The 22,040-nt window shown below is 67.4% G+C and carries 23 protein-coding genes and 1 tRNA gene; 13 read left to right on the top strand and 11 right to left on the bottom strand.

Features of this window, described 5'->3' with window-relative positions; genetic code table 11:
* Positions 1 to 3: 3 nt before the first annotated feature.
* Complete coding sequence (locus Q9K01_RS03555) at positions 4 to 1,329, bottom strand: multidrug effflux MFS transporter (RefSeq protein WP_422785281.1); 1,326 nt, start codon at positions 1,327 to 1,329, stop codon at positions 4 to 6.
* Between the two features lie 67 nt (positions 1,330 to 1,396).
* Here Q9K01_RS03555 and dinB point away from each other — a divergent pair, with 67 nt between their 5' ends.
* A complete protein-coding gene (dinB, locus tag Q9K01_RS03550) occupies positions 1,397 to 2,557 on the top strand; it encodes a DNA polymerase IV (protein WP_305928818.1) in 1,161 nt (386 codons plus the stop codon).
* On the opposite strand, the gene Q9K01_RS03545 is transcribed toward dinB, so the two are convergent.
* The 4 genes from Q9K01_RS03545 to Q9K01_RS03530 all read right to left on the bottom strand — a co-directional run bounded on the left by Q9K01_RS03545 (position 2,554) and on the right by Q9K01_RS03530 (position 4,808).
* Positions 2,554 to 3,021, bottom strand: coding sequence for an NUDIX domain-containing protein (locus Q9K01_RS03545; protein WP_305928817.1), 468 nt, complete (start codon positions 3,019 to 3,021; stop codon positions 2,554 to 2,556). The genes dinB and Q9K01_RS03545 overlap by 4 nt on opposite strands.
* Positions 3,018 to 3,641, bottom strand: coding sequence for a 6-phosphogluconolactonase (locus Q9K01_RS03540; RefSeq protein WP_305928816.1), 624 nt, complete (start codon positions 3,639 to 3,641; stop codon positions 3,018 to 3,020). The genes Q9K01_RS03545 and Q9K01_RS03540 overlap by 4 nt, the downstream gene beginning before the upstream one ends.
* Positions 3,642 to 3,666: 25 nt before the next feature.
* The gene (locus Q9K01_RS03535; RefSeq protein ID WP_305928815.1) at positions 3,667 to 4,128 is read right to left on the bottom strand and encodes a Dps family protein; all 462 of its coding nucleotides are present in this window, start codon (positions 4,126 to 4,128) and stop codon (positions 3,667 to 3,669) included.
* A 116-nt stretch (positions 4,129 to 4,244) separates the two neighbouring features.
* The gene (locus Q9K01_RS03530; protein ID WP_305928814.1) at positions 4,245 to 4,808 is read right to left on the bottom strand and encodes a hypothetical protein; all 564 of its coding nucleotides are present in this window, start codon (positions 4,806 to 4,808) and stop codon (positions 4,245 to 4,247) included.
* Positions 4,809 to 4,912: 104 nt separating this feature from the next.
* Between Q9K01_RS03530 and Q9K01_RS03525 the strand changes: the two genes are divergently transcribed.
* A complete protein-coding gene (locus Q9K01_RS03525) occupies positions 4,913 to 5,707 on the top strand; it encodes an SDR family oxidoreductase (protein WP_305928813.1) in 795 nt (264 codons plus the stop codon).
* A 251-nt stretch (positions 5,708 to 5,958) separates the two neighbouring features.
* Here the strand turns inward: Q9K01_RS03525 and Q9K01_RS03520 are convergent.
* A tRNA-Gly gene (locus Q9K01_RS03520) sits at positions 5,959 to 6,032 on the bottom strand.
* 109 nt (positions 6,033 to 6,141) lie between these two features.
* Between Q9K01_RS03520 and Q9K01_RS03515 the strand changes: the two genes are divergently transcribed.
* From Q9K01_RS03515 to mmsB, 9 genes are all read left to right on the top strand, one after another.
* Entirely contained in the window at positions 6,142 to 7,356 is a 1,215-nt protein-coding gene (locus Q9K01_RS03515; protein ID WP_305928812.1) for a DUF819 family protein, read from the top strand.
* Between the two features lie 92 nt (positions 7,357 to 7,448).
* Positions 7,449 to 8,951 carry a CoA-acylating methylmalonate-semialdehyde dehydrogenase gene (locus tag Q9K01_RS03510; RefSeq protein ID WP_305928811.1) on the top strand — a complete coding sequence of 501 codons (1,503 nt, stop codon included), beginning with the start codon at positions 7,449 to 7,451 and terminating at the stop codon, positions 8,949 to 8,951.
* A gap of 5 nt (positions 8,952 to 8,956) precedes the next feature.
* A complete protein-coding gene (locus tag Q9K01_RS03505; protein WP_305928810.1) occupies positions 8,957 to 9,448 on the top strand; it encodes a hypothetical protein in 492 nt (163 codons plus the stop codon).
* A 1-nt stretch (position 9,449) separates the two neighbouring features.
* Positions 9,450 to 9,764, top strand: coding sequence for an I78 family peptidase inhibitor (locus Q9K01_RS03500; protein ID WP_305928809.1), 315 nt, complete (start codon positions 9,450 to 9,452; stop codon positions 9,762 to 9,764).
* On the top strand, positions 9,761 to 10,147 hold the full coding sequence (locus tag Q9K01_RS03495; protein WP_305928808.1) for a RidA family protein: 387 nt from the start codon (positions 9,761 to 9,763) through the stop codon (positions 10,145 to 10,147). The genes Q9K01_RS03500 and Q9K01_RS03495 overlap by 4 nt, the downstream gene beginning before the upstream one ends.
* A 52-nt stretch (positions 10,148 to 10,199) precedes the next feature.
* Positions 10,200 to 11,357 carry an acyl-CoA dehydrogenase family protein gene (locus tag Q9K01_RS03490; RefSeq protein ID WP_305928807.1) on the top strand — a complete coding sequence of 386 codons (1,158 nt, stop codon included), beginning with the start codon at positions 10,200 to 10,202 and terminating at the stop codon, positions 11,355 to 11,357.
* 12 nt (positions 11,358 to 11,369) lie between these two features.
* Complete coding sequence (locus Q9K01_RS03485) at positions 11,370 to 12,428, top strand: enoyl-CoA hydratase/isomerase family protein (protein WP_305928806.1); 1,059 nt, start codon at positions 11,370 to 11,372, stop codon at positions 12,426 to 12,428.
* Positions 12,429 to 12,564: 136 nt separating this feature from the next.
* On the top strand, positions 12,565 to 13,347 hold the full coding sequence (locus Q9K01_RS03480) for an enoyl-CoA hydratase-related protein (RefSeq protein WP_305928805.1): 783 nt from the start codon (positions 12,565 to 12,567) through the stop codon (positions 13,345 to 13,347).
* A 203-nt stretch (positions 13,348 to 13,550) separates the two neighbouring features.
* Positions 13,551 to 14,417 (top strand): 3-hydroxyisobutyrate dehydrogenase, encoded by an 867-nt coding sequence (mmsB, locus tag Q9K01_RS03475; protein WP_305928804.1) that lies wholly within the window; start codon positions 13,551 to 13,553, stop codon positions 14,415 to 14,417.
* Here mmsB and Q9K01_RS03470 read toward each other — a convergent pair.
* Positions 14,404 to 15,141, bottom strand: coding sequence for an Nmad3 family putative nucleotide modification protein (locus tag Q9K01_RS03470; protein ID WP_305928803.1), 738 nt, complete (start codon positions 15,139 to 15,141; stop codon positions 14,404 to 14,406). The two genes, mmsB and Q9K01_RS03470, sit on opposite strands and share 14 nt — an antisense overlap.
* An 89-nt stretch (positions 15,142 to 15,230) precedes the next feature.
* On the opposite strand from Q9K01_RS03470, the gene Q9K01_RS03465 reads away from it, so the two are divergent.
* Positions 15,231 to 16,022 carry an NTP transferase domain-containing protein gene (locus tag Q9K01_RS03465; RefSeq protein ID WP_305928802.1) on the top strand — a complete coding sequence of 264 codons (792 nt, stop codon included), beginning with the start codon at positions 15,231 to 15,233 and terminating at the stop codon, positions 16,020 to 16,022.
* Positions 16,023 to 16,040: 18 nt separating this feature from the next.
* On the top strand, positions 16,041 to 17,306 hold the full coding sequence (locus tag Q9K01_RS03460) for a lipopolysaccharide biosynthesis protein (protein WP_305928801.1): 1,266 nt from the start codon (positions 16,041 to 16,043) through the stop codon (positions 17,304 to 17,306).
* Between the two features lie 9 nt (positions 17,307 to 17,315).
* Here the strand turns inward: Q9K01_RS03460 and gcvPB are convergent, their stop codons facing one another.
* From gcvPB to gcvT, 4 genes are all read right to left on the bottom strand, one after another.
* Entirely contained in the window at positions 17,316 to 18,935 is a 1,620-nt protein-coding gene (gene gcvPB / locus Q9K01_RS03455) for an aminomethyl-transferring glycine dehydrogenase subunit GcvPB (RefSeq protein WP_422785280.1), read from the bottom strand.
* A complete protein-coding gene (gene gcvPA, locus Q9K01_RS03450) occupies positions 18,932 to 20,293 on the bottom strand; it encodes an aminomethyl-transferring glycine dehydrogenase subunit GcvPA (RefSeq protein WP_305928800.1) in 1,362 nt (453 codons plus the stop codon). Before gcvPA ends, gcvPB begins: the two co-directional genes overlap by 4 nt.
* 147 nt (positions 20,294 to 20,440) lie before the next feature.
* Positions 20,441 to 20,812, bottom strand: a complete 372-nt coding sequence (gene gcvH / locus Q9K01_RS03445; protein WP_305928799.1) for a glycine cleavage system protein GcvH — start codon at positions 20,810 to 20,812, stop codon at positions 20,441 to 20,443.
* Between the two features lie 4 nt (positions 20,813 to 20,816).
* Entirely contained in the window at positions 20,817 to 22,037 is a 1,221-nt protein-coding gene (gene gcvT, locus Q9K01_RS03440; RefSeq protein ID WP_305928798.1) for a glycine cleavage system aminomethyltransferase GcvT, read from the bottom strand.
* Positions 22,038 to 22,040 lie beyond the last annotated feature (3 nt).

Below are 22,040 nucleotides of genomic sequence, written 5' to 3'. Positions count from 1 at the left end.
CGCTCAATCTTCCTCGGGCACCGGCGGGCCGAACAGCGTACCGCGCTCCGAGAACAGCACGAAGGCCAGGCTGAGCACTGCGGTGACCAGCAGCGCCAGCGCCAGCGGGCGCGCGGTGCCGTCGTAGGCATAGCCGATATAGGCCCCCAGCGCCGCGCCGCCGGTCATCCGCAAAAAGCCCTGCGCCGAGCTGGCGGCGCCGGCGATATGGCGGAACGGCTGGAGCGCGATCGAGCCGAAATTGGCGCCGATGAAGCCGAGCAGGCTCATGTTCGCCGCCATCAAGGGCACGAAGGTCCACAGGCTCTCGTCGGGCTGGTTGGCGAACCACAATTGCGCCGCCGCCACGAAGATGAAGACGAACAGCGCCGCATGGCTGACGCGGCGGGCACCGTAGCGCTCGACGATCCGGCTGTTGAGCCAGTTGGCGATCGCCATGCAGCCCGCGCAGATGGCGAAGATGATATTGAAATCATCGCCCGCGCCGAAGGCTTCTCCGATCAGCTGCTGGCTGGAATTGATGAAGCCGAACAGGCCCCCGAACACCAGCATGCTGCCCAGAGTGTAGCCGATGGTTTCGCGCAGGCTGACCGCGCTTTTCATATTGCGCGCGATCAGCGGGATGCGGATTTCCTGGCGATCCTCTTCGTGCAGCGTCTCGGGCAGGCGAATGAAGACCCACGCGGACATGGCGATCCCGGCCAGGGCCATGGTCACGAAAATCCAGCGCCAGTCGCCCGTGAGCACCAGCACGCCCCGGCCGATCGAAGGCGCGATCGCGGGCACCAGCAGGAAGATGACGAAGATCAGGCTCATCATCCGCGCCATCTTGTCGCCGCCGACGCGGTCGCGAATGATGGCAGGCGGAAGCGCCACGATTCCTGCGGCGAAAAACCCCTGCGCCGCGCGCAGGATCACCAGACCGTCGAAGGTCGTCGCGCTGGCGCAGGCGAGCGAGAGGCCGATATACGCCGCCAGCGCGACGAACAGAACCGGACGGCGTCCGAAGCGATCGGCGAAGGCCCCGGGCGCGAGGGTTCCGAGCCCCGCCGCCAGCAAATAGGCGCCGACCACAAATTGGCGATCATTGCCGGGCGCGCCCAGAGTCTCGGCCAGATCGTCGAGCGCGGGGAGGATTGCGTCGATCCCGAAGGCGTTGAGCGCCATCAGCAGCGCCATCATCCAGAGCAACTCGCGCTCGCCGATCGGCTTGCGGGTGGCAGCCGAGGAGGGCCGGCGCGCCCGGTTCGCCGGGCTTTGTGCCGGGTCTGGGGCGGGATCTTGGGCCGGGTCTTGGGGCTCGCCGCGCGCCGGTATGTCGTTTCGCATGTGCACAATATGCCGGTTGGAACCAACGGTTCCGATTTGCAACCCGCGCGCCTATCTTTGCTGCGCCATGAGCACGGACGATCATAGAGCGCCTGGGGCGGACGGGGCGGCGGACGGCGAAGAGGCCGAGGCGCAAGGTCTCCGCAAGATCATCCACGTCGACATGGACGCCTTCTTCGCCAGCGTCGAACAGCGCGACCATCCCGAATTGCGCGGCAAACCCGTGGCGGTGGGCGGATCGGGCGGGCGCGGCGTGGTCGCGGCGGCGAGCTACGAGGCGCGCAAATTCGGGGTGAAGAGCGCGATGCCGTCTGTCACCGCCAAGCGATTGTGCCCCGACCTGATCTTCTGCAAGAGCCGCTTCGAGGTCTATCGCGAGGTCAGCCGGCAGATCCGCGCGGTGTTCCGCCACCACACCGAGCTGGTCGAACCGCTGAGCCTCGACGAAGCCTATCTCGACGTCACCACCGACCGGCTCGGGATCGGATCGGCGACAAGGATCGCCGAGCTGATCCGCCAGGAAATCCGCGCCAAGACGCGGCTCACCGCCAGCGCCGGGGTGAGCTACAACAAATTCCTCGCCAAGCTCGCCAGCGACCAGAACAAGCCCGACGGGCTATGCGTGATTCGCCCCGGCGAGGGCGCGCAATTCGTTGCCCAACTGCCGGTGCGGCGGTTCCACGGGGTCGGTCCCAAGGGCGCGGAGAAGATGGCGCGGCTCGGCATCGCGACGGGCGCGGATCTGGCGGGCAAGGACATCGCCTGGCTGCGCGCGCATTTCGGCAGTTTCGCCGATTATCTCTACCGCGCCGCACGCGGGATCGATTTGCGCCCGGTGCGGTCGAGCCGGATCCGCAAATCGGTCGGCGGCGAGCGGACCTTCGGCGAGGACATCTCCAGCGGACCGGCTTTGCGGGAGACTCTGGAGGATATCATCGCCATCGTCTGGGCCAGCATCACCCGCGCCGAGGCGCGCGGGCGCACGGTCACGCTCAAGCTCAAATACACCGATTTCCAGATCACCAGCCGCGCGAAATCGCTGCCGCGCGCATTCGCGGGTCGCGACGAATTCGCGCAGGCGGCGCGCGCGCTGCTCGACGAGATGCTGCCGCTGCCGATGCCGATCCGGCTGATGGGACTGACGCTGTCGAAGCTGGAGCGCCCCAAGCAGGAGAACGGCGCGGACGAGGAGCTGCCCCGCCCCGATGCGCAATTGTCGCTGCTCTAGAGCCCGCCGTTCACCCGCTCGCGCCAGAACGCCAGCCGGGCGCGGGTGCGCGGGCTGAGCGGTTCGGGCAGCGATTGCAGCGGAAAGAACTTCGCCTCCACCACCTCGCGGCGATCGGGCCGGGGCTCGTCATGGGTCATGCAGGTGAATACATGCGCGGTGTGCGGCGAGCCCGAGACCTGTTCCTCGAACTGGCCGACCAGCCGCGCGCCTTCGGCAGTGCAACCGGTTTCCTCGCGCAATTCGCGCACCGCCGCCTGCTGGGGCGTCTCGCCGCGCCGGATCCCGCCGCCGGGCAGGAACCAGCCGCTCGGGCCGTAGCTGTGGCGGACCAGCAGCACGTGGTCGCGGTGGTCGCAGGCGATCATCGTCACGCCCTCGAGCGGGGTGCCGCGCCACAACCGCCAGCGGTGACGCAGATCATGCGCCAGCCGCAGCCCGAGGCGGTGGAGCTTCGCGATCATCCCGCGAACACCGTCACCGGCTGGCGCGCGGCGGCGAGCAGGCGGGCCACGGGCAGATCGCCCTCGCCCGCCTCTGCCGCCGCCATGACGTCACTCTTGTCGTCACCGCGGATGACGAACGCTATCTCGTCGCTGTCGAGCAGCGCCGGAATGGTCAGGCTGATCCGGTCGAAGGGCGCTTCGGGCGGGAGTGGATCGGGGGTGAGCTGCACCACGCTGCGCGGATCGTCGGCGCGCGGATCGGTGTTGGGGAACAGCGAGGCGACATGGCCGTCCGCACCCATTCCCAGCCAGGCGAGCGCGAAATGCGGAACCTGCTCCATCACGCTCAGCGTGACCACCTCGGCTCCGACCGGCTCGAACAGCCGCCGCAGCTTCCCGGTGTTGCTGGCTTCGTGATCCTCGGGAACCACGCGGTCGTCGTTGGGCCACACCACCAGCCGCTCCCATGGCAGATCGTGCGCCAGCAGCGCCTCGATGATCGGGAATGGAGTGGAGCCGCCGGGGACGGTGATCGTCACCGGACCGGCGGACGCGCGAAAGGCCCGCTGCAACCGTGCAGCGAGCCAGTCGGCGATGGCGGCGTCGCTCGCGCCATCGATGCGGGTGATGTCGGTCATCGCCGCGCCCCTGGTCAGGCGCGCGTTACTTGGCGGTCTGGCCGAGGAACCAGATGCGCTCCTCGCACTGGTCGATCCAGTCGTCGACGATCCCGCTGGTGGCGTTGTCGCCCACCTTCTCGGCCTCGTCCTTCACCTCGTTCAACCGGTCGTGCAGCTTGCGATTGGCATCGCGCAGCTCCTCGACCATCGCATCGGCGGAGATGGTGACGTCGTCCTGGTCCTTGACCCGCGTAGCCTTGCCGATCGAGCCGATCGAAGTGAGCGTGTTTTCGCCATTCTTGCGGACCCGCTCGCCGATATCGTCGACCGTGCCGATCAGCTGCGCCGCCTGTTCGTCGAACAGCAGATGCAGATCGCGAAAGCGCGGCCCGGCGACATGCCAGTGGAAGTTCTTCGTTTTTACATAGAGCGCGAAAGTATCGGCGAGCGCGCCATTGAGCGCTTCGACAAGTCCGGCTTTGGCGTTGTTGCCCAGTTCAGTCATATTTCCTCCTGTTGCGGCCGCGGCTCTCGCGGCACCGATGTATCGCAGATTGAACGGCGGAGGGACCGGTTTGTTTCATGCAGGAGCTTGGTTGCTGAAATCGACTGCGGCGATCATCAGACGATCCCGCGTGCGGTCAGAGCGATTACCAGCGCGGTCGCCAGCGTGATGCTGCCGATCGCGACCCGGATCTTGCGAAGCGGCACTCTGCGCTCGAGCGAATAGCCCAGCATCCAGCCCATCGCCAGCGCGGCACCGCCGCCGAGCGCCCCGCCCAGCGCCGCCATCTGCGGCGAGGCGGTGGCGGCGGCGATGGCGAAGATGCAGAAGCGGGCGCCGTCGCCGAGCTGGCGCGAAAGCAGCACGATCGCCAGCGCGGCGAGCGAACGGGTCGGCTCGCGCGCGGGTGCCTCGCGGTTGCGCCAGAACAGTTCGAGCGATGCCGCCGCCAACGCGAAGGCGACCAGCATGGTCTCCGCCGCATCCGAGATCAGCGTCTCGACCCGCCAGCCCGCCCAGGCCAGCGCCGCCGCGCTCAACGCCGCGCAGGCCAGCGCGACCGCCAGCACCGGCCGCGAACCGCCGAAATGCCCGCTCAGCCGCGCGACGATCAGCTGGTCGCGCGCACCGATCCCGGCGAGAAACGCCGCGACCATCGCGAAGATCAGCGAGGCGGTCATGGCTGCGCGGGTGGCGTGATCGGCATGCAAGCTCCTGTCTGGCGGCGCGCTCGTGCATGCGATAGCACTCCGGACGAGGAAAGTTAACGAGCGGAGGACGGGTGATGGAATTGACCGAAGGCATGGCGGCGGTGGTGACCGGGGGCGCATCGGGTCTGGGCAAGGCAAGCGCGATTGCGCTGGCGCAGGCCGGGCTCAAGGTGGCGATCTTCGACCTCAACCGCGAGGCGGGCGAGGCGCATGCGCGCGAGATCGGCGGGACCTTCCACCATGTCGACATCACCGACGAGGATTCGGTCGTCGCCGGGTTCGAGGCCGCGCGCGCGGCGCATGGCCAGGAGCGCGTCACGGTGCATTGCGCGATGGCGAGCCGGCGCGGCAAGACGCTGGGCTGGGACAAGGCGAGCGGCGGCTACAAGCGGCTGCCGACCGAAGACTATGCCTTCGGCGCCGAGGGGATCCTCGTGTCCTCCTATCGAATCGCCAGCCTTTCGGCGCTGGGGATGGCCAATGCCGAACCGCTCAATGAAGATGGCGAGCGCGGCTGCATCACGCTGACCGCCAGCGTCGCGGCGCAGGACGGACAGATCGGACAGGTGATCTACGGCAGCTGCAAGGCGGGGGTGAACGGGCTGGTGCTGCCGATGGCGCGCGATTTGATGGACATGGGCATCCGCGTGAATTCCGTGATGCCCGGAATCTTCGCCACCCCGCTGATGCTGGGAATGAAGGACCGCAACCCGCAGATGTGGGACCAGCTCAACGCCAGCGTCCCCTTCCCCAAACGGCTCGGCCACCCCGAGGAATTCGCCTCGCTGATCCTCGAGATCGCGCGCAATTCCTATCTCAACGCGCACCAGTTCCGGCTGGATGGCGCGATCCGCATGCCTCCTCGCTGATTTTGTGTATGCACGCCCATCCGGGCGCGCAGCATCCTCGGCCCTGACGGGCCTGCGGGCGGCCGGTCGGCCTTGCGGTCGCCGATGCGACCGTGCTCCGCCACCCCTGTCGAGAGTTCGCAGGCTCTGCAGAGGATGGATCGGGATCAAGCGGCAGAACGACGCCGCAGGCGTCGCAAGGGCGACTGCCCGCCCGCAGCGCCGAAGGCGCGAGGACATCGCGCGCCCGGATGGGCGTGCACAACCAAAACTGGAGCGGGTGAAGGGAATCGAACCCTCGTCGTCAGCTTGGGAAGCTGCTGCTCTACCATTGAGCTACACCCGCGGCGCGGTGGGGGCGATTTGCCTGTGCGCGGAGGCGCGGTCAACATGGATTTTCGCATCCGCGCCCGCTAGGCCCCCCGATTGTCACCGCAGCGGAGCGCTTCTTCCTCATGATCACCGACGACCGGATCATCCTCGGGCTGCTGGCCCTCATCCTCGGCTTCGTGTTCGCGACGCGCGACCGCGAGGGGTGGCAGCGCTTCTACACCTTCGTGCCGATCATCCTGGTGTGCTATCTGGTGCCTTCGCTGATGGTCACCTTCGGGCTGATCGATACCGAGGAAAGCAATCTGTGGCCGGTGGCGAAGGATTACTTCCTCCCCGCCGCGCTGTTCCTGATGACGCTGTCGATCGATCTCAAGGGCATTCTTGGCCTCGGCAACAAGGCGATCATCATGTTCCTGACCGCCACCGTCGGGATCATCCTTGGCGGGCCGCTGGCGCTGTGGGTGGTCGCGCAGTTCGACCCGAGCATTCTGGGCGAAGGACAGAGCGCAGCCTGGCGCGGGCTGGCGACGCTGGCGGGCAGCTGGATCGGCGGGGGCGCCAACCAGACCGCGATGCTCGAGGTCTACGGCTATCCGCTCGAGCTGTTCGGCGCGCTGCTGGCGGTGGATATCATCGTCGCGGAAATCTGGATGGTGTTCCTGCTTTATGGTGCGGGCGCGAGCGAGCGGGTCGACCGCTGGCTGGGCGCGGACAGTTCGGCGATCGACCGGCTGCGCGACAAGATGGCCGGCTACACCTCTTCGATCGAGCGGGTCGCCGGGGCCAACGACTATGTGCTGCTGTTCGGGGCGACCTTCGCGGTGGTCGGATTGTCGCATCTGCTCGGCAATTTCCTCGGCGGCTTCTTCGCCGACCTGCAGGGCGAGGACGCGACGCTGGCGAGCAGTTTCTTCTGGGTGGTCGTGATCGCCACCACGGTCGGGCTGGCGGCCAGCTTTACCCGCGCCCGCGAGTTGGAAGGCGTCGGCGCGAGCAAGTTCGGGACGCTGTTCATCTTCGTGCTGGTCGCGGTGATCGGCACGCGGATGGACATCACCAAAATCGCCGAAGCGCCCGCCTTCATGGCGATCGGCGTGATCTGGATGCTGTTCCACTCGATCCTGCTGATCGCGGTGGCCAAGGCGATCAAGGCGCCGTTCTTCTTCGTCGCGGTGGGCAGCAAGGCCAATGTCGGCGGCGCGGCCTCGGCCCCGGTGATCGCCAGCGCCTTCCACCCCGCGCTCGCCCCGGTGGGCGTGCTGCTGGCGGTTCTGGGCTATGCGCTGGGCACTTATGGCGCGATTCTGTGCGCGCAGATGATGGCCGCGGTGGGCTAGCGGCCCGCACCCGGACCCCGGTTGCAAATGAAACCGGGTTGCGCTCGGACCCCTCGCGCGCCTAGGCCGTTGGGCAGAAAAGAGAGGTATTCATGCGCACCATCGATCACGTCCTCGCTGCGGGCACCACCGGTTCCGGCAGCTCCGCTCGCACCCACAAGATCTGGAACCCGTCGACCGGCGAGATCCAGGCCGAGGTCGCGCTGGGCGACGCCGCGCTGCTCGACCGCGCGATAGCGGCAGCCAAACAGGTCCAGCCCGGCTGGGCCGCGACCAATCCTCAGCGCCGCGCGCGGGTGATGTTCGCCTACAAGCAGCTGATCGAGGAGAACATGCAGGAGCTCGCCGAGCTGCTCGCCTCCGAACACGGCAAGGTGGTCGACGATGCCAAGGGCGACGTCCAGCGCGGGCTCGAGGTGATCGAATACGCCTGCGGCATCCCCCAGGTGATGAAGGGCGAATACACGCAAGGCGCCGGTCCGGGGATCGACGTCTATTCGATGCGCCAGCCGATCGGCATCGGCGCAGGGATCACCCCGTTCAACTTCCCCGCGATGATCCCGATGTGGATGTTCGGCATGGCGATCGCGGCGGGCAACGCCTTCATCCTCAAGCCTTCCGAGCGCGATCCTTCCGTGCCGGTGCGGTTGGCCGAACTGTTCCTCGAGGCCGGCGCGCCCGAGGGGCTGCTGCAGGTCGTCCATGGCGACAAGGAATTGGTCGACGCCATCCTCGACCATCCCGATATCGCGGGCGTCAGCTTCGTCGGCAGCTCCGACATCGCGCATTACGTCTCGAAGCGCGGCGCCGAGGCGGGCAAGCGCGTCCAGGCGATGGGCGGCGCCAAGAACCACGGCATCGTCATGCCCGACGCCGATCTCGACATGGTGGTCAACGATCTCGCGGGCGCCGCCTTCGGCTCGGCGGGCGAGCGCTGCATGGCGCTGCCCGTGGTCGTGCCCGTGGGCGAGGACACCGCCGACCGGTTGCGCGAAAAGCTGATCCCCGCGATCAACGCGCTGCGGATCGGGGTCTCCAACGATCCCGACGCGCATTACGGCCCGGTGGTCACCCCCGAGCACAAGGCGCGGATCGAGGGCTGGATCGACACCGCCGAGAAGGAAGGCGCCGAGGTCGTGATCGACGGGCGCGGATTCTCGCTGCAGGGTCACGAGAAGGGCTTCTTCGTCGGCCCGACGCTGCTCGACCGCGTCACCACCCAAATGGAAAGCTATCAGGAAGAGATCTTCGGCCCCGTGCTGCAGATCGTCCGCGCCAAGGATTTCGAGGAAGCGGTGCGGCTCCCCAGCGAACACCAATATGGCAATGGCGTCGCCATCTTCACGCGCAACGGCCACGCCGCGCGCGAATTCGCGCATCGCGTCAATGTCGGGATGGTGGGGATCAACGTGCCGATCCCGGTGCCGGTCAGCTATCACAGCTTCGGCGGCTGGAAGCGTTCCGGCTTCGGCGACATCGACCAGTACGGCACCGAAGGCCTCAGGTTCTGGACCAAGACCAAGAAGGTTACCCAGCGCTGGCCCGATGGAGGCGGCGATGGATCGAACGCCTTCGTCATCCCGACGATGGGCTGAGCGCGATGCGGATCGCTCTCGCTGCCACGCTGTCGCTGACCCTGCCCCTCGCGCTCGCCGCCTGTTCGCAGGAGAGCGAGCCGCCGGTCGAGAGCGAGGTCGCGCCGGTTGGCACCGCTGACGACGCAAATCTGCGCGAGGCGGAGCGGTCGCTGGCCGATCCGACCGCGCAAGGTCCGACGCGACAGCTGACCGCGATCCCGCAGCGGTTTCGCGGCGTCTGGGATGCGGTCGACGGCAATTGCGCGCCGGCATCGGACCTGCGGATCGAAATCGGCGAGCGCAGCCTGGGCTTTTACGAAGCGCGTGGCGCGGTGACCGATATCGTCGCGGATGGTCCCGATGCGGTCGTCGTCACCCTGGCGATGGAGGGCGAAGGGGAGCGCTGGACGGTCCGCCGCCGCTTTGCCCTCGCCGAGGACGGTCGCCTGATCCCCACCGCGCCCGCGGGCGAAGAAGATTTCGAACCCACTCCCCTCAAACGCTGCGAGACGTGACATGAAATTCGCCAAACTCTCCGCCATCCTGATCTGCCCGGCCCTGGCCGCAGCATGCACGACCCCATCGGGGTCGCCCGGCGAACCGGTGGACCGCGTCGTCGGCGAGAACGGCACCTGTTCGACCGCCGGCACGGAGAGCTTCATCGGCCAGCGCGCTACCGCCGCGATCGGCACCGAAATCCGTCAGCGAACCGGTGCGGACGTGTTCCAGTGGGTTGCCCCCGACACCGCGGTGACGATGGACTACCGTCCGGACCGGGTCCGCGTGAGCTACGATCGCGCCATGGCGATCACCGAAATCTCCTGCGGATGAGTACGCGCCGCCGGGCTTTCACGGGATCGCCTTACGAATCGCGGTTCGGCTTCGCCCGCGCCCTGCGGGTCGGCAACCGGATCGTGGTGGCCGGGACCGGACCGGTCGGCGACGACGGCTCGACCGTCCCCGGCGATGCAGCTGCGCAGGCCGAACGCTGCCTCGCGCTGATCCTGAAAGCGGTGACCGAGCTTGGTGGCGGTGCGAGCGACGTCGTCCGCACCCGAATGCTGCTGACCGATCCCGCCGACCAGGACGCGGTCGGCGCGGTCCATGCCCGCTTTTTCGGCGAGACGCGCCCGGTTGCGACGATGCAGGGCGTCGCCTGGCTGTGCCGCCCCGACTGGAAGGTGGAAATCGAGGCCGAGGCAGTCGTCGAATGAGCCGCCGACCGCCCTCTTTCCTCTGCGCGTCGGCCCCGCTAGAGCGGGCGCCATGACAGGACAGTTCCAGCTTACCGACGACCAGCTCGCGATCCAGGAGATGGCGCGCCGGTTCACCGCCGACAACATCACCCCGCACGCCGCGCAATGGGACGAGGAGCACCACTTCCCGCGCGAGGTGATCAAGCGCACCGCCGAATTGGGCTTCGGGGCGATCTACGTCTCGGAGGAAGCCGGGGGGATCGGGCTCGGCCGGCTCGAGGCGGCGCTGATCATGGAGGCGATGGCCTATGGCTGCCCGACCACCAGCGCCTTCATCTCGATCCACAACATGGCAAGCTGGATGATCGACCGCTTCGGCGGGCAGGAGGTCAAGGACCGCTACCTCCCCGAGCTGGTGACGATGGACAAGATGGCGAGCTACGCGCTGACCGAACCGGGTAGCGGCTCGGACGCCTCGGCGCTCAAGACCACCGCGCGGCGAGCCAGTGATTCTGGGGGCGATCACTACGTCCTCAACGGCACCAAGCAGTTCATTTCGGGTGCGGGCTATAACGACGTCTATGTGACGATGGTTCGCACCAGCGAGGACAAGACCAAGGGCGTCACCTGCCTGGTGATCGACAAGGACACGCCCGGCGTCTCCTTCGGCAAGCCCGAGAAGAAGCTCGGCTGGAACGCCAGCCCGACCGCGCAGGTCATCTTCGAGGATGCCCGCGTCCCGGTCGCCAACCGCGTCGGCGCCGAGGGCGAAGGCTTCCGCTTCGCGATGATGGGTCTGGACGGCGGACGGCTCAACATCGGCGCCTGCTCGCTCGGCGGGGCGCAGCGCTGCCTCGACGAGGCGGTGAACTACACCAAGGAGCGGCAGCAGTTCGGCCAGCCGATCGCCGATTTCCAGAACACCCAGTTCATGCTCGCCGACATGGCGACCGAGCTCGAGGCGGCGCGCGCGCTGCTCTATCTCGCGGCGGCCAAGGTGACCGACGATGCGCCCGACAAGAGCCGCTTCTCGGCGATGGCCAAGAGGCTGGCGACCGACAGCGGTTCGAAGGTGGTCAACGACGCTCTCCAGCTGTTCGGCGGCTACGGCTATCTCAAGGAATACCCGATCGAACGATTCTGGCGCGATCTCAGGGTGCATTCGATCCTCGAAGGCACCAACCAGGTGATGCGGATGATCGTCGGGCGCGACCTGCTGCGCCAGTAAACGGAGAGAAACGTGACCCAAGACGTCAACATCCATTCGCATGGCCGGGTTGGACATATCTCGCTCGACCGGCCCAAGGCGCTCCATGCGCTCACCCTCGACATGTGCCACGCGATGAGCGCGGCTCTGAGCGACTGGGCAGGCGACGAGGCGATCGAGGCGGTGGTGCTCGACCATGCCGAAGGGCGCGGATTCTGCGCCGGGGGCGATATCGGGATGCTGCGCGATTCCGCGCTCAACGATGAAGGCAAATCGGGGCGCAAGTTCTTCCACGACGAATACCAGCTCAACCACCAGCTGTTCACTTACGGCAAGCCGGTGGTCGCCTTCATGGACGGCATCACCATGGGCGGCGGGGTCGGAATCGCCCTGCCGTGCAAATACCGCGTCGCGACCGAGAACACCCGCTTCGCCATGCCCGAAACCGGGATCGGCCTGTTCCCCGATGTCGGCGGCGGCTGGCACCTGTCGCGGCTGCAGGGGCGGCTGGGCCAGTTCCTGGCGCTGACCGGCGCGCGGCTCGATGGCGCGGAATGCCTGTGGGCGGGTATCGCGACGCATTACCTCCCCGCCGATAAACTGGCCGAAGCCAAGGCGCGGATCATCGAGCATCCCGACCGCATCGCGGGCATCCTCTCCGAACTGGCCGGGACTCCGCCCAAACCGCGGATCGAAGGCAATCTCGAGCGGATCAACCGCCACTTCGCCTCGGATAGCTTCGAAGACATCCTCGCGAGCCTCGAGGCGGATGCCAATGGGACCGATGGCGAATGGGCGGCCAAGGAACTGGCGACGCTGCGCACGAAGAGCCCGCAGACCTGCAAGGTCGCGCTGCGCCAGTTAGCCAACGCGAAAGATTTCACCGATTTCGCCGACAATATGCGCCAGGAATACCGCATCGCCAGCCGCGTCATCACTCGCCCCGATTTCGCCGAGGGCGTCCGCGCTGTGATCGTCGACAAGACCGGCGACCCGGCCTGGAATCCGGCGACGCCCGAGGGCGTGAGCGCGGAGCTGATCGACAGCATCTTCGCGCCGCTGCCCGAGGACGAGGAATGGGTGCCGCTGTAATCCTCCCCAAGCCCGCTTGGGGAGGGGGACCAGCCGCAGGCTGGTGGAGGGGTTTCCTCTCCGCACGGCCTACCCCTCCACCACACTTCGTGTGGTCCCCCTCCCCGAAAAATCGGGGAGGATTCAAGGAGAAGATATGACCTACCAAAGCATCACCGTTGAGCAGCGCGACGCCGTCACGCTGATCACGCTCAACCGCCCGCAGGCGCTCAACGCGCTCAATTCGAAGGTGCTCGAGGACCTTATCGCCGCTTTCGCCGCCTATCAGGCCGATGACGGCCAGCTGTGCGCCGTGCTCACCGGATCGGGCGACAAGGCCTTCGCCGCGGGCGCCGACATCAAGGAGATGAGCGAAAAGCAGGCGGCGGATTTCTATCTCGACGATTTCTTCGCTCCCTGGACCAGCGAGATCGTGAAGAAGACCCGCAAGCCCTGGATCGCCGCGGTCAACGGCTTCGCGCTGGGCGGCGGCTGCGAGCTGGCGATGATGGCCGATTTCATCATCGCCAGCGACAAGGCCAAGTTCGGCCAGCCCGAGATCAAGCTGGGCGTCGCGCCCGGCATGGGCGGCTCGCAGCGGCTGACCCGCGCGGTCGGCAAGTCCAAGGCGATGGAAATGTGCCTGACCGGGCGGATGATGGACGCCGAGGAAGCCGAGCGCGCCAATCTGGTGGTCCGCGTGGTGCCGCACGAGACCCTGCTCGACGAGGCGCTCAAGACCGCGAAGACCATCGCCTCGATGCCGCCGATGGCCTCGATCGCCAACAAGGAAATGGTCAACGCCGCCTTCGAGAGCACGCTCGACCAGGGGCTGGTGATGGAACGCCGCATCTTCCAGATCCTCGCCGCGAGCGAGGACAAGGCCGAGGGCATGTCGGCCTTCGTCGAGAAGCGTGAAGGGCAGTGGAAGGGGCGGTAGCCACCGACGCTTCGTCATTGCGAGGAGCGCAGCGACGAAGCAATCCACCGCCGGACGGTTCCGCGAGGGCGGCCCCATGGATTGCCGCGCGACCTTGCGGTCGCTCGCAATGTCGAACTGAGAGGGTCGGCTTCACGCCCACAAGCCGTCGTCGAGCAGAGACGCCCTCCTGTCGTCCATTATAAATTGAGAGGAAACGCATCATGAAAATCGCCTTTATCGGCCTCGGCAACATGGGCGGCGGAATGGCCGCAAACCTCGTCAAGGCAGGTCATGCCGTGAACGCCTTCGACCTCAGCGAAGAGGCGCTGGCCAATGCAAAGGACAACGGCTGCGCAACCTTCACCGATGCGCGCGAGGCCTGCGCGGGTGTCGAGGCGGTGGTGACCATGCTGCCCAATGGCGGCATCGTGAAAGCGGTCTACGAAAACGACGTCATCGGCCATGCGCCCGCGGGCGCGGTGCTGCTCGACTGTTCGACCATCGATGTCGCCACCGCCAAGGAGGTGACCGCCAGCGCCGAAGCGGCGGGCTACGACATGGTCGATGCGCCGGTCTCGGGCGGGATCGCGGCGGCCAATGGCGGGACGCTGACCTTCATGGTGGGCGGGACCGAGACGGCGTTCACCCGCGCCGAGCCGGTGCTGCAGGCGATGGGCAAGGCGGTGATCCATGCGGGCGATGCCGGGGCCGGCCAGACCGCCAAGATCTGCAACAACATGTTGCTCGCGGTGTCGATGATCGGGACCGCCGAGGCGATGAAAATGGCAGAGAAGCTCGGGCTCGATCCGCAGAAATTCTACGAGATCTCCTCGCAGTCCTCGGGCTATTGCTGGTCGCTCAACGCCTACACGCCGCTGCCCGGCGTCGGGGTCGAGAGCCCGGCGGACAAGGATTACCAGGGCGGCTTCGCGACCGCGCTGATGCTCAAGGATCTGCGGCTCGCGATGGAGGCCGCCGAGACTTCGGGCGCCAGCACCCCGCTCGGCAAACACGCGCAGGAGCTCTACGAGGCCTTCGCAACCGAGAACGGCGGGCTCGACTTCTCGGCGATCATCAAGACGCTGTGATCGCGGCGATCACGCTGGCGAGCCAGTCGCGCGGGGCCTGACGCTTGCAGATATCGGCGACGAATTCCTGACCCCGCGCCACGCTGCGCAGCCGCTTGCCCGGAAGCCAGCGGTCGGCGCGGTCGTGATAGCTCAGACCGCCGCGTTGCAGCCAGGAGGGGCGCTGCCACAGGCTCGGCGGACCGCCCGCAACGGTGAGCCGCAGGCTGTTCGGTGCCGTCCGCGCGGTGGCTCCCGGACCGCGATAGACCACGTCATTGTTTCCATGCGGCGCCAGCGCGTGGGGATGCCCGACCGCCACCAGCTCGGGTAGCGCGGCCGCCCTGACATCGACGATATCCGCCACCTCCATGAAGCCGAAGATGCGGTGATGCGGTTCGCCGCTTGCCTCCTCGCGGAACAGGCCGAAGAAGACGAAGACATCGCCCACCCCGACCCCCCGATTGACCAGATGCGTCTGCGCCGCGCCGCACTGGCCGAACAGGCAGGTGCCGCCCCTGTCTTTATCCTCGAGAAACATCGGGTCGTGGTGGCACATATCCCCGCCCGCGATGCGGCCATGGCTGGCGCGCTGCGCATGTTCGCCCAGCCCCAGCGCATCGTAGCTGGTGCGCGATGCCGCGCCGGCCGGAATCGGCAGGCTGAGCGGCCGCCCTCCGACGATCGGCGACGGCCCGCCCCCTGCCGCGCTGTCGAAACCTTTGCGTGAGAAGACGATCTGCATGACTGCATGCGCTGCCCTGCCCTCCTCCGACTGACAAGGGCACGACAAAACTTTGCGCGTCGGGATATTCGCGCCTAAGGGCCGAGGCCATGCAGGAACAGGCCACCGCACTCGTCATGGCGGGCAAGCGATCGGGTACGCTCGACCCGCTCGCCGCCGCCGCCAACGTCAGCCAGAAGAGCGTGGTTCCGGTCGCGGGCAAGCCGATGATCGAGCATGTGATCGCCGCGCTGGCCGCGTGCAAGCGGATCGGCGCAATCCGGATCGTCGCGCACGAGGCCGACGAGATCCGCGCCATCCCGCTGGTTGGAAGGCTGGAGCGCGAGGGCCGGCTGAGCTTCCGCGCGGGAGCCTTCAACCTCGTCGACAGCGTTTTCTCCGGGGCCGAAGGCGCGGCGTTTCCGCTGGTCATCACTACCGCGGACAATTGCCTCGTCACGCCCGAAGGCTATGCCGAATTCGTCGAGAAATGCCTCGCCGCACGCGCCGATGCCGCCGCCGCGCTGGCGCGCAAGGAAGACGTGATGGCTGCCGACCCCGAGGGGCAGAAGAAATTCTACGAATTCTCCGATGGCGGCTATTCCAATTGCAACACCTACTGGATCGGCAACGAGGGCGCGCTCTCGGCCGCCGAGATCATGCGCAGCGGCGGGCAGTTCGTGAAATACCCCGGTCGCATCGCCAAGGCCTTCGGAGTGCTCAACCTCGCGCGGTTCTATTTCGGCTGGGGCGACAAGGACAGACTGTTCGCGCAGATCTCGCGCCGCTTCGGCTACAAGCTGGCGCCGATCGTGCTCTCCAACGGCGAATACGCGATCGATGTCGACGAACCGCGTTCGCACCGGATCACCGAGAAGCTCCTCGCCGCCAGAACCGCGTAGCGAAGCCCGGTCGGTACGATGAAACGGCTGTTCGGCAATATCGGCTGGCTGCTCGGCGGGCGCGGTATCAACGCGGTGCTGAGCCTGGTCTATCTTGCGCTGGCGACGCGCACATTGGGGCTCGACGGCTTCGGCTATTTCGCGCTGGTGGTGGCGCTGGGCCAGACGGTGACGGGGCTCGCCAATTTCCAGACCTGGCAATTCGTGGTCCGCTGGGGTTCGGGCGAGGACGGCCCCGGCGAGGCGACCGGCTTCGCGATCGCGCTCGACCTGATGTCGGTGGCGCTGGGCGCGGTGTTGGCGGCGGCGCTGGTGTGGAGCGCGCAGTTCTGGCTGCCGCTGCCCGACGATCTCCTATGGGTGGCGTTCGGCTATTGCCTGGTCTCGCTGCTGTCGATCCGCACCACGCCGCTGGGCCTGTTGCGGCTGCGCTTCGCCTATGGCGCCGCCACCGCCGCCGAAGCGGTGCAGCCGGTGGTCCGCGCGCTGGGCGCGGTGCTGGCGGTGTTCTTCATGCCCACGGTGCTGGGCTTCGTGCTCGCCTGGGCGGCGGCCGAGGTGGCGGTGGCGGCGACCTTGTGGGTGGTCGCGGGCTTGCGCGAGCGGATCGATCTGTCGCGGATCAGCCTGACCCGCATTCCGCGCGCGCATCCCGGTGCCTGGCGTTTCGTCTGGGCGACCAACATGTCGGGCAGCCTCAACGTCGGCGGCAAGCAGGTGCTGATCCTGCTGGTCGGCGCGATCGGCGGCGAAGGCTTCGCGGGGGGTTTTCGCGTCGCCAGCCAGCTTGGCCAGGCGCTGGTCCAGCTGGCGCAGACCGTCTCCAAGGCGATCTATCCCGAGCTGGTCCACGCCGCCGATGCGGCGCACGAGATGGCGCGGCGGATGGCCAATATCGCATTGGTCGGCGGAGTGCTGGCGGTCAGCGTGGCACTGCTGTTCGGGCGGGAGGGGCTGGTGCTGATCGCCGGCCCGGAATTCCGCGTGGTCTATTGGGCGATGGTCATTCTCGCGATCGCCGGGGCGATCGAACTGGTCGGGGCGAGCCTTGAATCGCTGCTGGTCAGCGCCGGACGCGCGGGTACCGCCTTCGCGGTCCGCGCGGTTCCGACGCTGCTCTCGCTGCTGCTGCTCGAGATCGCGATGGACTGGAACGGGCTCAAGGGCGCGGCCTTCACCGTGCTGGGATCGAGCGCACTGTCGGTGATCGGTTTCTGGGTGGCGATCATCTCGCTCCAGCAGATCACGATCACCGTCAAGGCGAAGGACGAGCCGACGCCCTAGCGCACCCGCTCAGCGTCCGCCGCGTTCGCTCCGAGACGGAGTGCCCGCCGGTGCTTGCGAAGTGGCGGGCGGATCCTGCCACGCCAACACCGGCTTGCGCGCGGCCTGCGTTTCGTCGAGCCGGCGGCGCGGCGCGTAATGCGGCGCGGATTTGAGCGTCTGGTCGCCCGCCTTGGCCCGCTGTGCCACACTGCGCAGCGCGGTGATGAATTGGTCGAGCGAGGCCTTGCTCTCGGTTTCGGTCGGTTCGACCAGCATCGCGCCGTGGACCACCAGCGGGAAATACATCGTCATCGGATGAAAGCCCTCGTCGATCAGTCCCTTGGCGAGATCGAGCGTCGTCAGCCCGCCGCCAAAGCCCTCGTCGCCGAACAGCGCCTCGTGCATGCAGTGCCCGCTGTGCGCGAAGGGCGCGGCGAGGACATCCTCGAGGCTGCGCAGGATGTAATTGGCGTTGAGCACCGCATCCTCGGCGACCTGCTTCAACCCGTCAGCGCCATGGCTGAGGATATAGGCCAGCGCGCGGGTGAACATCCCCATCTGGCCGTGGAAGGCGGTCATCCGCCCGAAGGTGCTGGCGTGATGCTCCTGCGCGGTTTCCTCCTCGACGAGGTGGAAGCTGCCGTCCTCGAGCTGCTCGACGAAGGGCAGCGGCGCGAAGGGAGCGAGCGCTTCGGAGAACACTACCGGACCCGAACCGGGCCCCCCGCCCCCGTGCGGGGTGGAGAAGGTCTTGTGGAGGTTGATGTGCATCGCATCGACGCCGAGATCGCCCGGACGCACGCGGCCGACGATGGCGTTGAAATTGGCGCCGTCGCAATAGACCAGCCCGCCCGCGGCATGGACCGCATCGGCGATCCGCCGGAAATCGCGCTCGAACAATCCGCAGGTGTTGGGGTTGGTGATCATGACCGCGGCGATATCGGGCCCGAGCCGCGCCTCGAGCGCATCGAAATCGACGCGGCCATCGGCATTGGCGGGGATGTCCTCGACCTCGTAGCCCGCGAAGGCGGCGGTGGCGGGGTTGGTGCCATGCGCGCTCTCGGGGCACAGCACGACCTTGCGGGCATCGCCGCGCGCTTCCAATGCGGCGCGGATCGCGAGGATACCGCACAGCTCGCCATGCGCGCCCGCCTTGGGGCTCATCGCCACCGCGGGCATCCCGGTCAGCGATTTGAGCCATTCGCCCAGCTCGTGGATGACGCCGAGCGCGCCCTGCACCGTCTGAGTCGGCGCCAATGGATGGCAATCGGCAAAGCCGGGCAGCCGCGCGACCTTCTCGTTGAGCCGCGGATTGTGCTTCATCGTGCAGGAGCCGAGTGGGAAGAGCCCCAGATCGATGGCGTAGTTCTGGCGGCTGAGCCGGGTGTAGTGGCGCACCGTCTCGGGCTCGGAGAGACCGGGAAGACCGATCGGCTCGGAACGCTCGAACCCGCCGAGGCGATTGGAGCCACCAGCAGCAGATTGGGGCAGATCGACCCCGGTGGTGGTGGTGCCCGCCAGCTCGAAGATCAAGGGTTCCTCGAGCATCAGCGCGCGGTTGCCGGTTACGGTTGGAGGCCCTTCCATCGAATGGTCGACGGTGACGGGGGTGCCGGGCTTCCAGCCCGAGGCGTTGGGGGCGTTCATGCCAGGATCTCCGTGAGCGCGGCGCAGAGCGTGTCGATATCTTCCTCGGTACTGGTCTCGGTGACCGCCACCAGCAGGCCTTCGGCCAACGCCTCCGCCTGCGGGTAGAGCCGCCCGAGCGAGACCCCCGCGAGCACGCCGCGATCGGCGAGCTTGCGGACCACGTCGCGGGCATCCGTGCCCAGCGTCACCGTGAATTCATTGAAGAAGCTCTCGTTGAGCACTTCGACCCCGGGAATCTGCGCCAGCTTGTCGGCGGCGAGGCAGGCGAGGCGGTGGTTCTCCAGCGCCAGCGCGCGCAGCCCCTTCTCGCCCAGCAGCGTCATGTGGACGCTGAAGGCCAGCGCGCACAGCCCGCTGTTGGTGCAGATGTTGCTGGTCGCCTTCTCGCGGCGGATGTGCTGTTCGCGGGTCGAGAGCGTGAGCACGAAGCCGCGCTTGCCCTCCGCATCCACGGTTTCGCCGCACAGCCGCCCGGGCATCTGGCGGACGTGCCTGGGGTCGCGCACCGCGAACAGGCCGAGATAGGGCCCGCCAAACTGCAGGCCCACGCCGATCGACTGGCCCTCGCCGACGACGATATCCGCGCCGCATTCGCCCGGCGATTTGAGCGCGCCCAGCGCCACCGGCTCGGTGTTGACCACCACCAGCAGCGCGCCCTTGGCATGCGCCGCCTCGGCGATCTCGGTGAGGTCGGGGAGCCTGCCGAGGATGTCGGGATATTGCACCACGACGCAGGAGGTCTCCTCGTCGATCCGCGCGATCAGCCCGGCATTGTCGGGCTGCGCCTGAAATGCGGGCTGCGCATCGGCGATCTCGTCCTGCGTGAACTTGGCCATGGTCTTGACGACCTCGGCATAATGCGGGTGCAGCGCGCCCGAGAGCACCACCCGGTCGCGTTTGGTCACCCGCGCCGCCATCGCCACCGCTTCCCAGCAGGCGGTCGAGCCGTCGTACATCGAGGCGTTCGCCACCGCGCAGCCATAGAGCCTGGCGAGCTGGCTCTGGAACTCGAACAGCATCTGCAGCGTGCCCTGCGCGATCTCGGGCTGGTAGGGCGTGTAGGCGGTCAGGAACTCGCCGCGCTGGATGATGTGATCGACGCTTGCGGGCACGTGGTGGCGATAGGCCCCCGCCCCGAGGAAGAACGCCGCATCGCCCGCCGCGAGGTTGCGCTGCGACAGCCGCCGCATGTGCTTCTCGACCGCCATCTCGCTGGCGTGGTGCGGCAGCCCGTGGATCGGACCGTCGAGCTGCGCTTCGGCGGGGACATCGGCGAACAGCGCATCGACGCTCTCGGCGCCGATGGTGTCGAGCATGGCCGAACGATCGGCGGGGGTCAGGGGGAGGTAGCGCATCGGAACTCCTTATCCCCTCCCGTTGGCGGGAGGGGCGCGAGACTTGGACCGCGCGGCGGTGCTAGTCGCAGCGGGGTGGGCGTGTCGGGAACAGGGCCCTTGTCTGGCCCACCCCCGGCCCCTCCCGCGAGCGGGAGGGGAGAAACATCAAAGCTCGTCGCAGAAGCTCTTGTAGGCCTTGACGTCCATCAGCCCGTCCAATTCAGCCTTGTCGGCGATGGTCAGCTTGAAGAACCAGCCATCTTCCTCGGGGCTGGAATTGACCAGCGCCGGGTCGTCGTCGAGCGCGTCGTTGGCTTCGGTCACCTCGCCGCTGATCGGCGCGTAGACGTCGCTCGCCGCCTTGACGCTCTCGACCACCGCGGCATCCTTGCCCTTGGTCAGCGCCGCTCCGACATCGGGCAGTTCGACGAAGACGATGTCGCCGAGCTGCTCCTGCGCGTAATCGGTGATGCCGACGGTGGCGGTATCGCCCTCGACATCGATCCATTCGTGTTCATCGGTGAAATAGCGGGCCATCGGGTCACTTCCCTCGGTAGTAGCGGTGGGGGACGAAAGGCAAAGCGGCGACCTTCGCAGGCAGCCGCTTCTTGCGAACCTCGACTTCGACCTCGGTGCCTACCGCGGCGAAATCGGCGGAAAGATAGGCCATCGCGATCGGATGGCCGAGCGTGGGCGAGAACCCGCCGCTGGTGACGCGGCCGATCTCGCGGTCGCCCGCATAGACCGGTGCACCCTCGCGGGCGGGCAACCGACCTTCGAACACCAGCCCGACCCGCTTGCTTTCGGGACCGTTCTCGAGCTTCGCGGCGCAGGCGGCGTGGCCCATCCAGCCGCCAGCCTCGCGGCGGCTCTTGGTGAGCGCGAAGGTGAGATCGGCGGTGACCGGATCGAGCTCGGCGGTGAGGTCATGTCCGTAGAGCGGGAGCCCGGCCTCGAGCCGCAGGCTGTCGCGCGCGCCCAGCCCTGCGGGCCGAACCTCGATCTCGGCGCAGAGCCGGTCGGCGAGCGATTCGGCGAATTCGGCGGGGACCGAGATCTCGAAGCCGTCCTCGCCGGTGTAGCCCGCGCGGGTGATTCTGAGCGGCCATTCGCCGAAGTGGTAGTCCAGCGCCTGCATGAACACGAGTTTCTCGGGCACGCCGCGCATCACGCGGTTGAGCGCGGTCGCGGCATTGGGGCCCTGCAAAGCGATCAGCGCCTGATCGTCGAGATGAGTCAGCGTCACATCATCGTCGAGATGCTCGCGCAGATGGGCGATATCGTCCCATTTCATCGCCCCGTTGACGACCAGATAATAGGTCGGCTCGCCCCAGCTGCCTTCGGTGCCCGCTTCCTCGTCGCCCTCGATCCAGGGGGTGACGTTGGTGACCATCAGATCGTCCAGGATGCAGCCTTCTTCGTTGAGCAGCAGCGAATAGCGCACCCGGCCCGGCTTGAGCGTGGCGATGGCGCCGGGGAGCAGCTTTTCCAGTTCCTCGGCCGCGCGCTCGCCCGAAACCAGTAGCTGGCCCATGTGGCTGACGTCGAACAGCGAAGCCTGTTCGCGGGTCCAATCGTGTTCGGTGACGATGCCTTCGTACTGGATCGGCATCTCGTAGCCCGCGAAAGGGACCATGCGCGCGCCCTTGCCGCGATGCCAGGCATCGAGCGGCAACCTCGCCGGCGCCTCGTCCGGGCCGTCGTCCGGGAAGTCTTCGGTGGGAAGGTCTTGGGCTTCGCTCATCATGGTTCCCGACTGCATGCA

The organism is Qipengyuania benthica (genome assembly GCF_030717865.1).
GTDB classification, from domain to species: domain Bacteria; phylum Pseudomonadota; class Alphaproteobacteria; order Sphingomonadales; family Sphingomonadaceae; genus Qipengyuania; species Qipengyuania benthica.
The sequence above is the reverse complement of the archived record's forward strand: the minus strand, read 5'-3'. Positions and strand labels throughout refer to the sequence as shown.

What these genes read in the sequence shown, in the direction of transcription:
- Q9K01_RS03495 (WP_305928808.1), top strand. Translation starts at nt 9,761, where the DNA reads ATGAGTACGCGCCGCCGGGCTTTCACGGGATCGCCTTACGAATCGCGG.
- Q9K01_RS03515 (WP_305928812.1), top strand. Translation starts at nt 6,142, where the DNA reads ATGATCACCGACGACCGGATCATCCTCGGGCTGCTGGCCCTCATCCTC.
- Q9K01_RS03545 (WP_305928817.1), bottom strand. Translation starts at nt 3,021, where the DNA reads ATGATCGCGAAGCTCCACCGCCTCGGGCTGCGGCTGGCGCATGATCTG.
- Q9K01_RS03540 (WP_305928816.1), bottom strand. Translation starts at nt 3,641, where the DNA reads ATGACCGACATCACCCGCATCGATGGCGCGAGCGACGCCGCCATCGCC.
- Q9K01_RS03465 (WP_305928802.1), top strand. Translation starts at nt 15,231, where the DNA reads ATGCAGGAACAGGCCACCGCACTCGTCATGGCGGGCAAGCGATCGGGT.
- mmsB (WP_305928804.1), top strand. Translation starts at nt 13,551, where the DNA reads ATGAAAATCGCCTTTATCGGCCTCGGCAACATGGGCGGCGGAATGGCC.
- Q9K01_RS03555 (WP_422785281.1), bottom strand. Translation starts at nt 1,329, where the DNA reads ATGCGAAACGACATACCGGCGCGCGGCGAGCCCCAAGACCCGGCCCAA.
- Q9K01_RS03480 (WP_305928805.1), top strand. Translation starts at nt 12,565, where the DNA reads ATGACCTACCAAAGCATCACCGTTGAGCAGCGCGACGCCGTCACGCTG.
- gcvPB (WP_422785280.1), bottom strand. Translation starts at nt 18,935, where the DNA reads ATGAACGCCCCCAACGCCTCGGGCTGGAAGCCCGGCACCCCCGTCACC.
- Q9K01_RS03500 (WP_305928809.1), top strand. Translation starts at nt 9,450, where the DNA reads ATGAAATTCGCCAAACTCTCCGCCATCCTGATCTGCCCGGCCCTGGCC.
- dinB (WP_305928818.1), top strand. Translation starts at nt 1,397, where the DNA reads ATGAGCACGGACGATCATAGAGCGCCTGGGGCGGACGGGGCGGCGGAC.
- Q9K01_RS03490 (WP_305928807.1), top strand. Translation starts at nt 10,200, where the DNA reads ATGACAGGACAGTTCCAGCTTACCGACGACCAGCTCGCGATCCAGGAG.
- Q9K01_RS03505 (WP_305928810.1), top strand. Translation starts at nt 8,957, where the DNA reads ATGCGGATCGCTCTCGCTGCCACGCTGTCGCTGACCCTGCCCCTCGCG.
- gcvPA (WP_305928800.1), bottom strand. Translation starts at nt 20,293, where the DNA reads ATGCGCTACCTCCCCCTGACCCCCGCCGATCGTTCGGCCATGCTCGAC.
- Q9K01_RS03460 (WP_305928801.1), top strand. Translation starts at nt 16,041, where the DNA reads ATGAAACGGCTGTTCGGCAATATCGGCTGGCTGCTCGGCGGGCGCGGT.
- Q9K01_RS03525 (WP_305928813.1), top strand. Translation starts at nt 4,913, where the DNA reads ATGGAATTGACCGAAGGCATGGCGGCGGTGGTGACCGGGGGCGCATCG.
- Q9K01_RS03470 (WP_305928803.1), bottom strand. Translation starts at nt 15,141, where the DNA reads ATGCAGATCGTCTTCTCACGCAAAGGTTTCGACAGCGCGGCAGGGGGC.
- gcvH (WP_305928799.1), bottom strand. Translation starts at nt 20,812, where the DNA reads ATGGCCCGCTATTTCACCGATGAACACGAATGGATCGATGTCGAGGGC.
- Q9K01_RS03510 (WP_305928811.1), top strand. Translation starts at nt 7,449, where the DNA reads ATGCGCACCATCGATCACGTCCTCGCTGCGGGCACCACCGGTTCCGGC.
- gcvT (WP_305928798.1), bottom strand. Translation starts at nt 22,037, where the DNA reads ATGCAGTCGGGAACCATGATGAGCGAAGCCCAAGACCTTCCCACCGAA.
- Q9K01_RS03530 (WP_305928814.1), bottom strand. Translation starts at nt 4,808, where the DNA reads ATGACCGCCTCGCTGATCTTCGCGATGGTCGCGGCGTTTCTCGCCGGG.
- Q9K01_RS03535 (WP_305928815.1), bottom strand. Translation starts at nt 4,128, where the DNA reads ATGACTGAACTGGGCAACAACGCCAAAGCCGGACTTGTCGAAGCGCTC.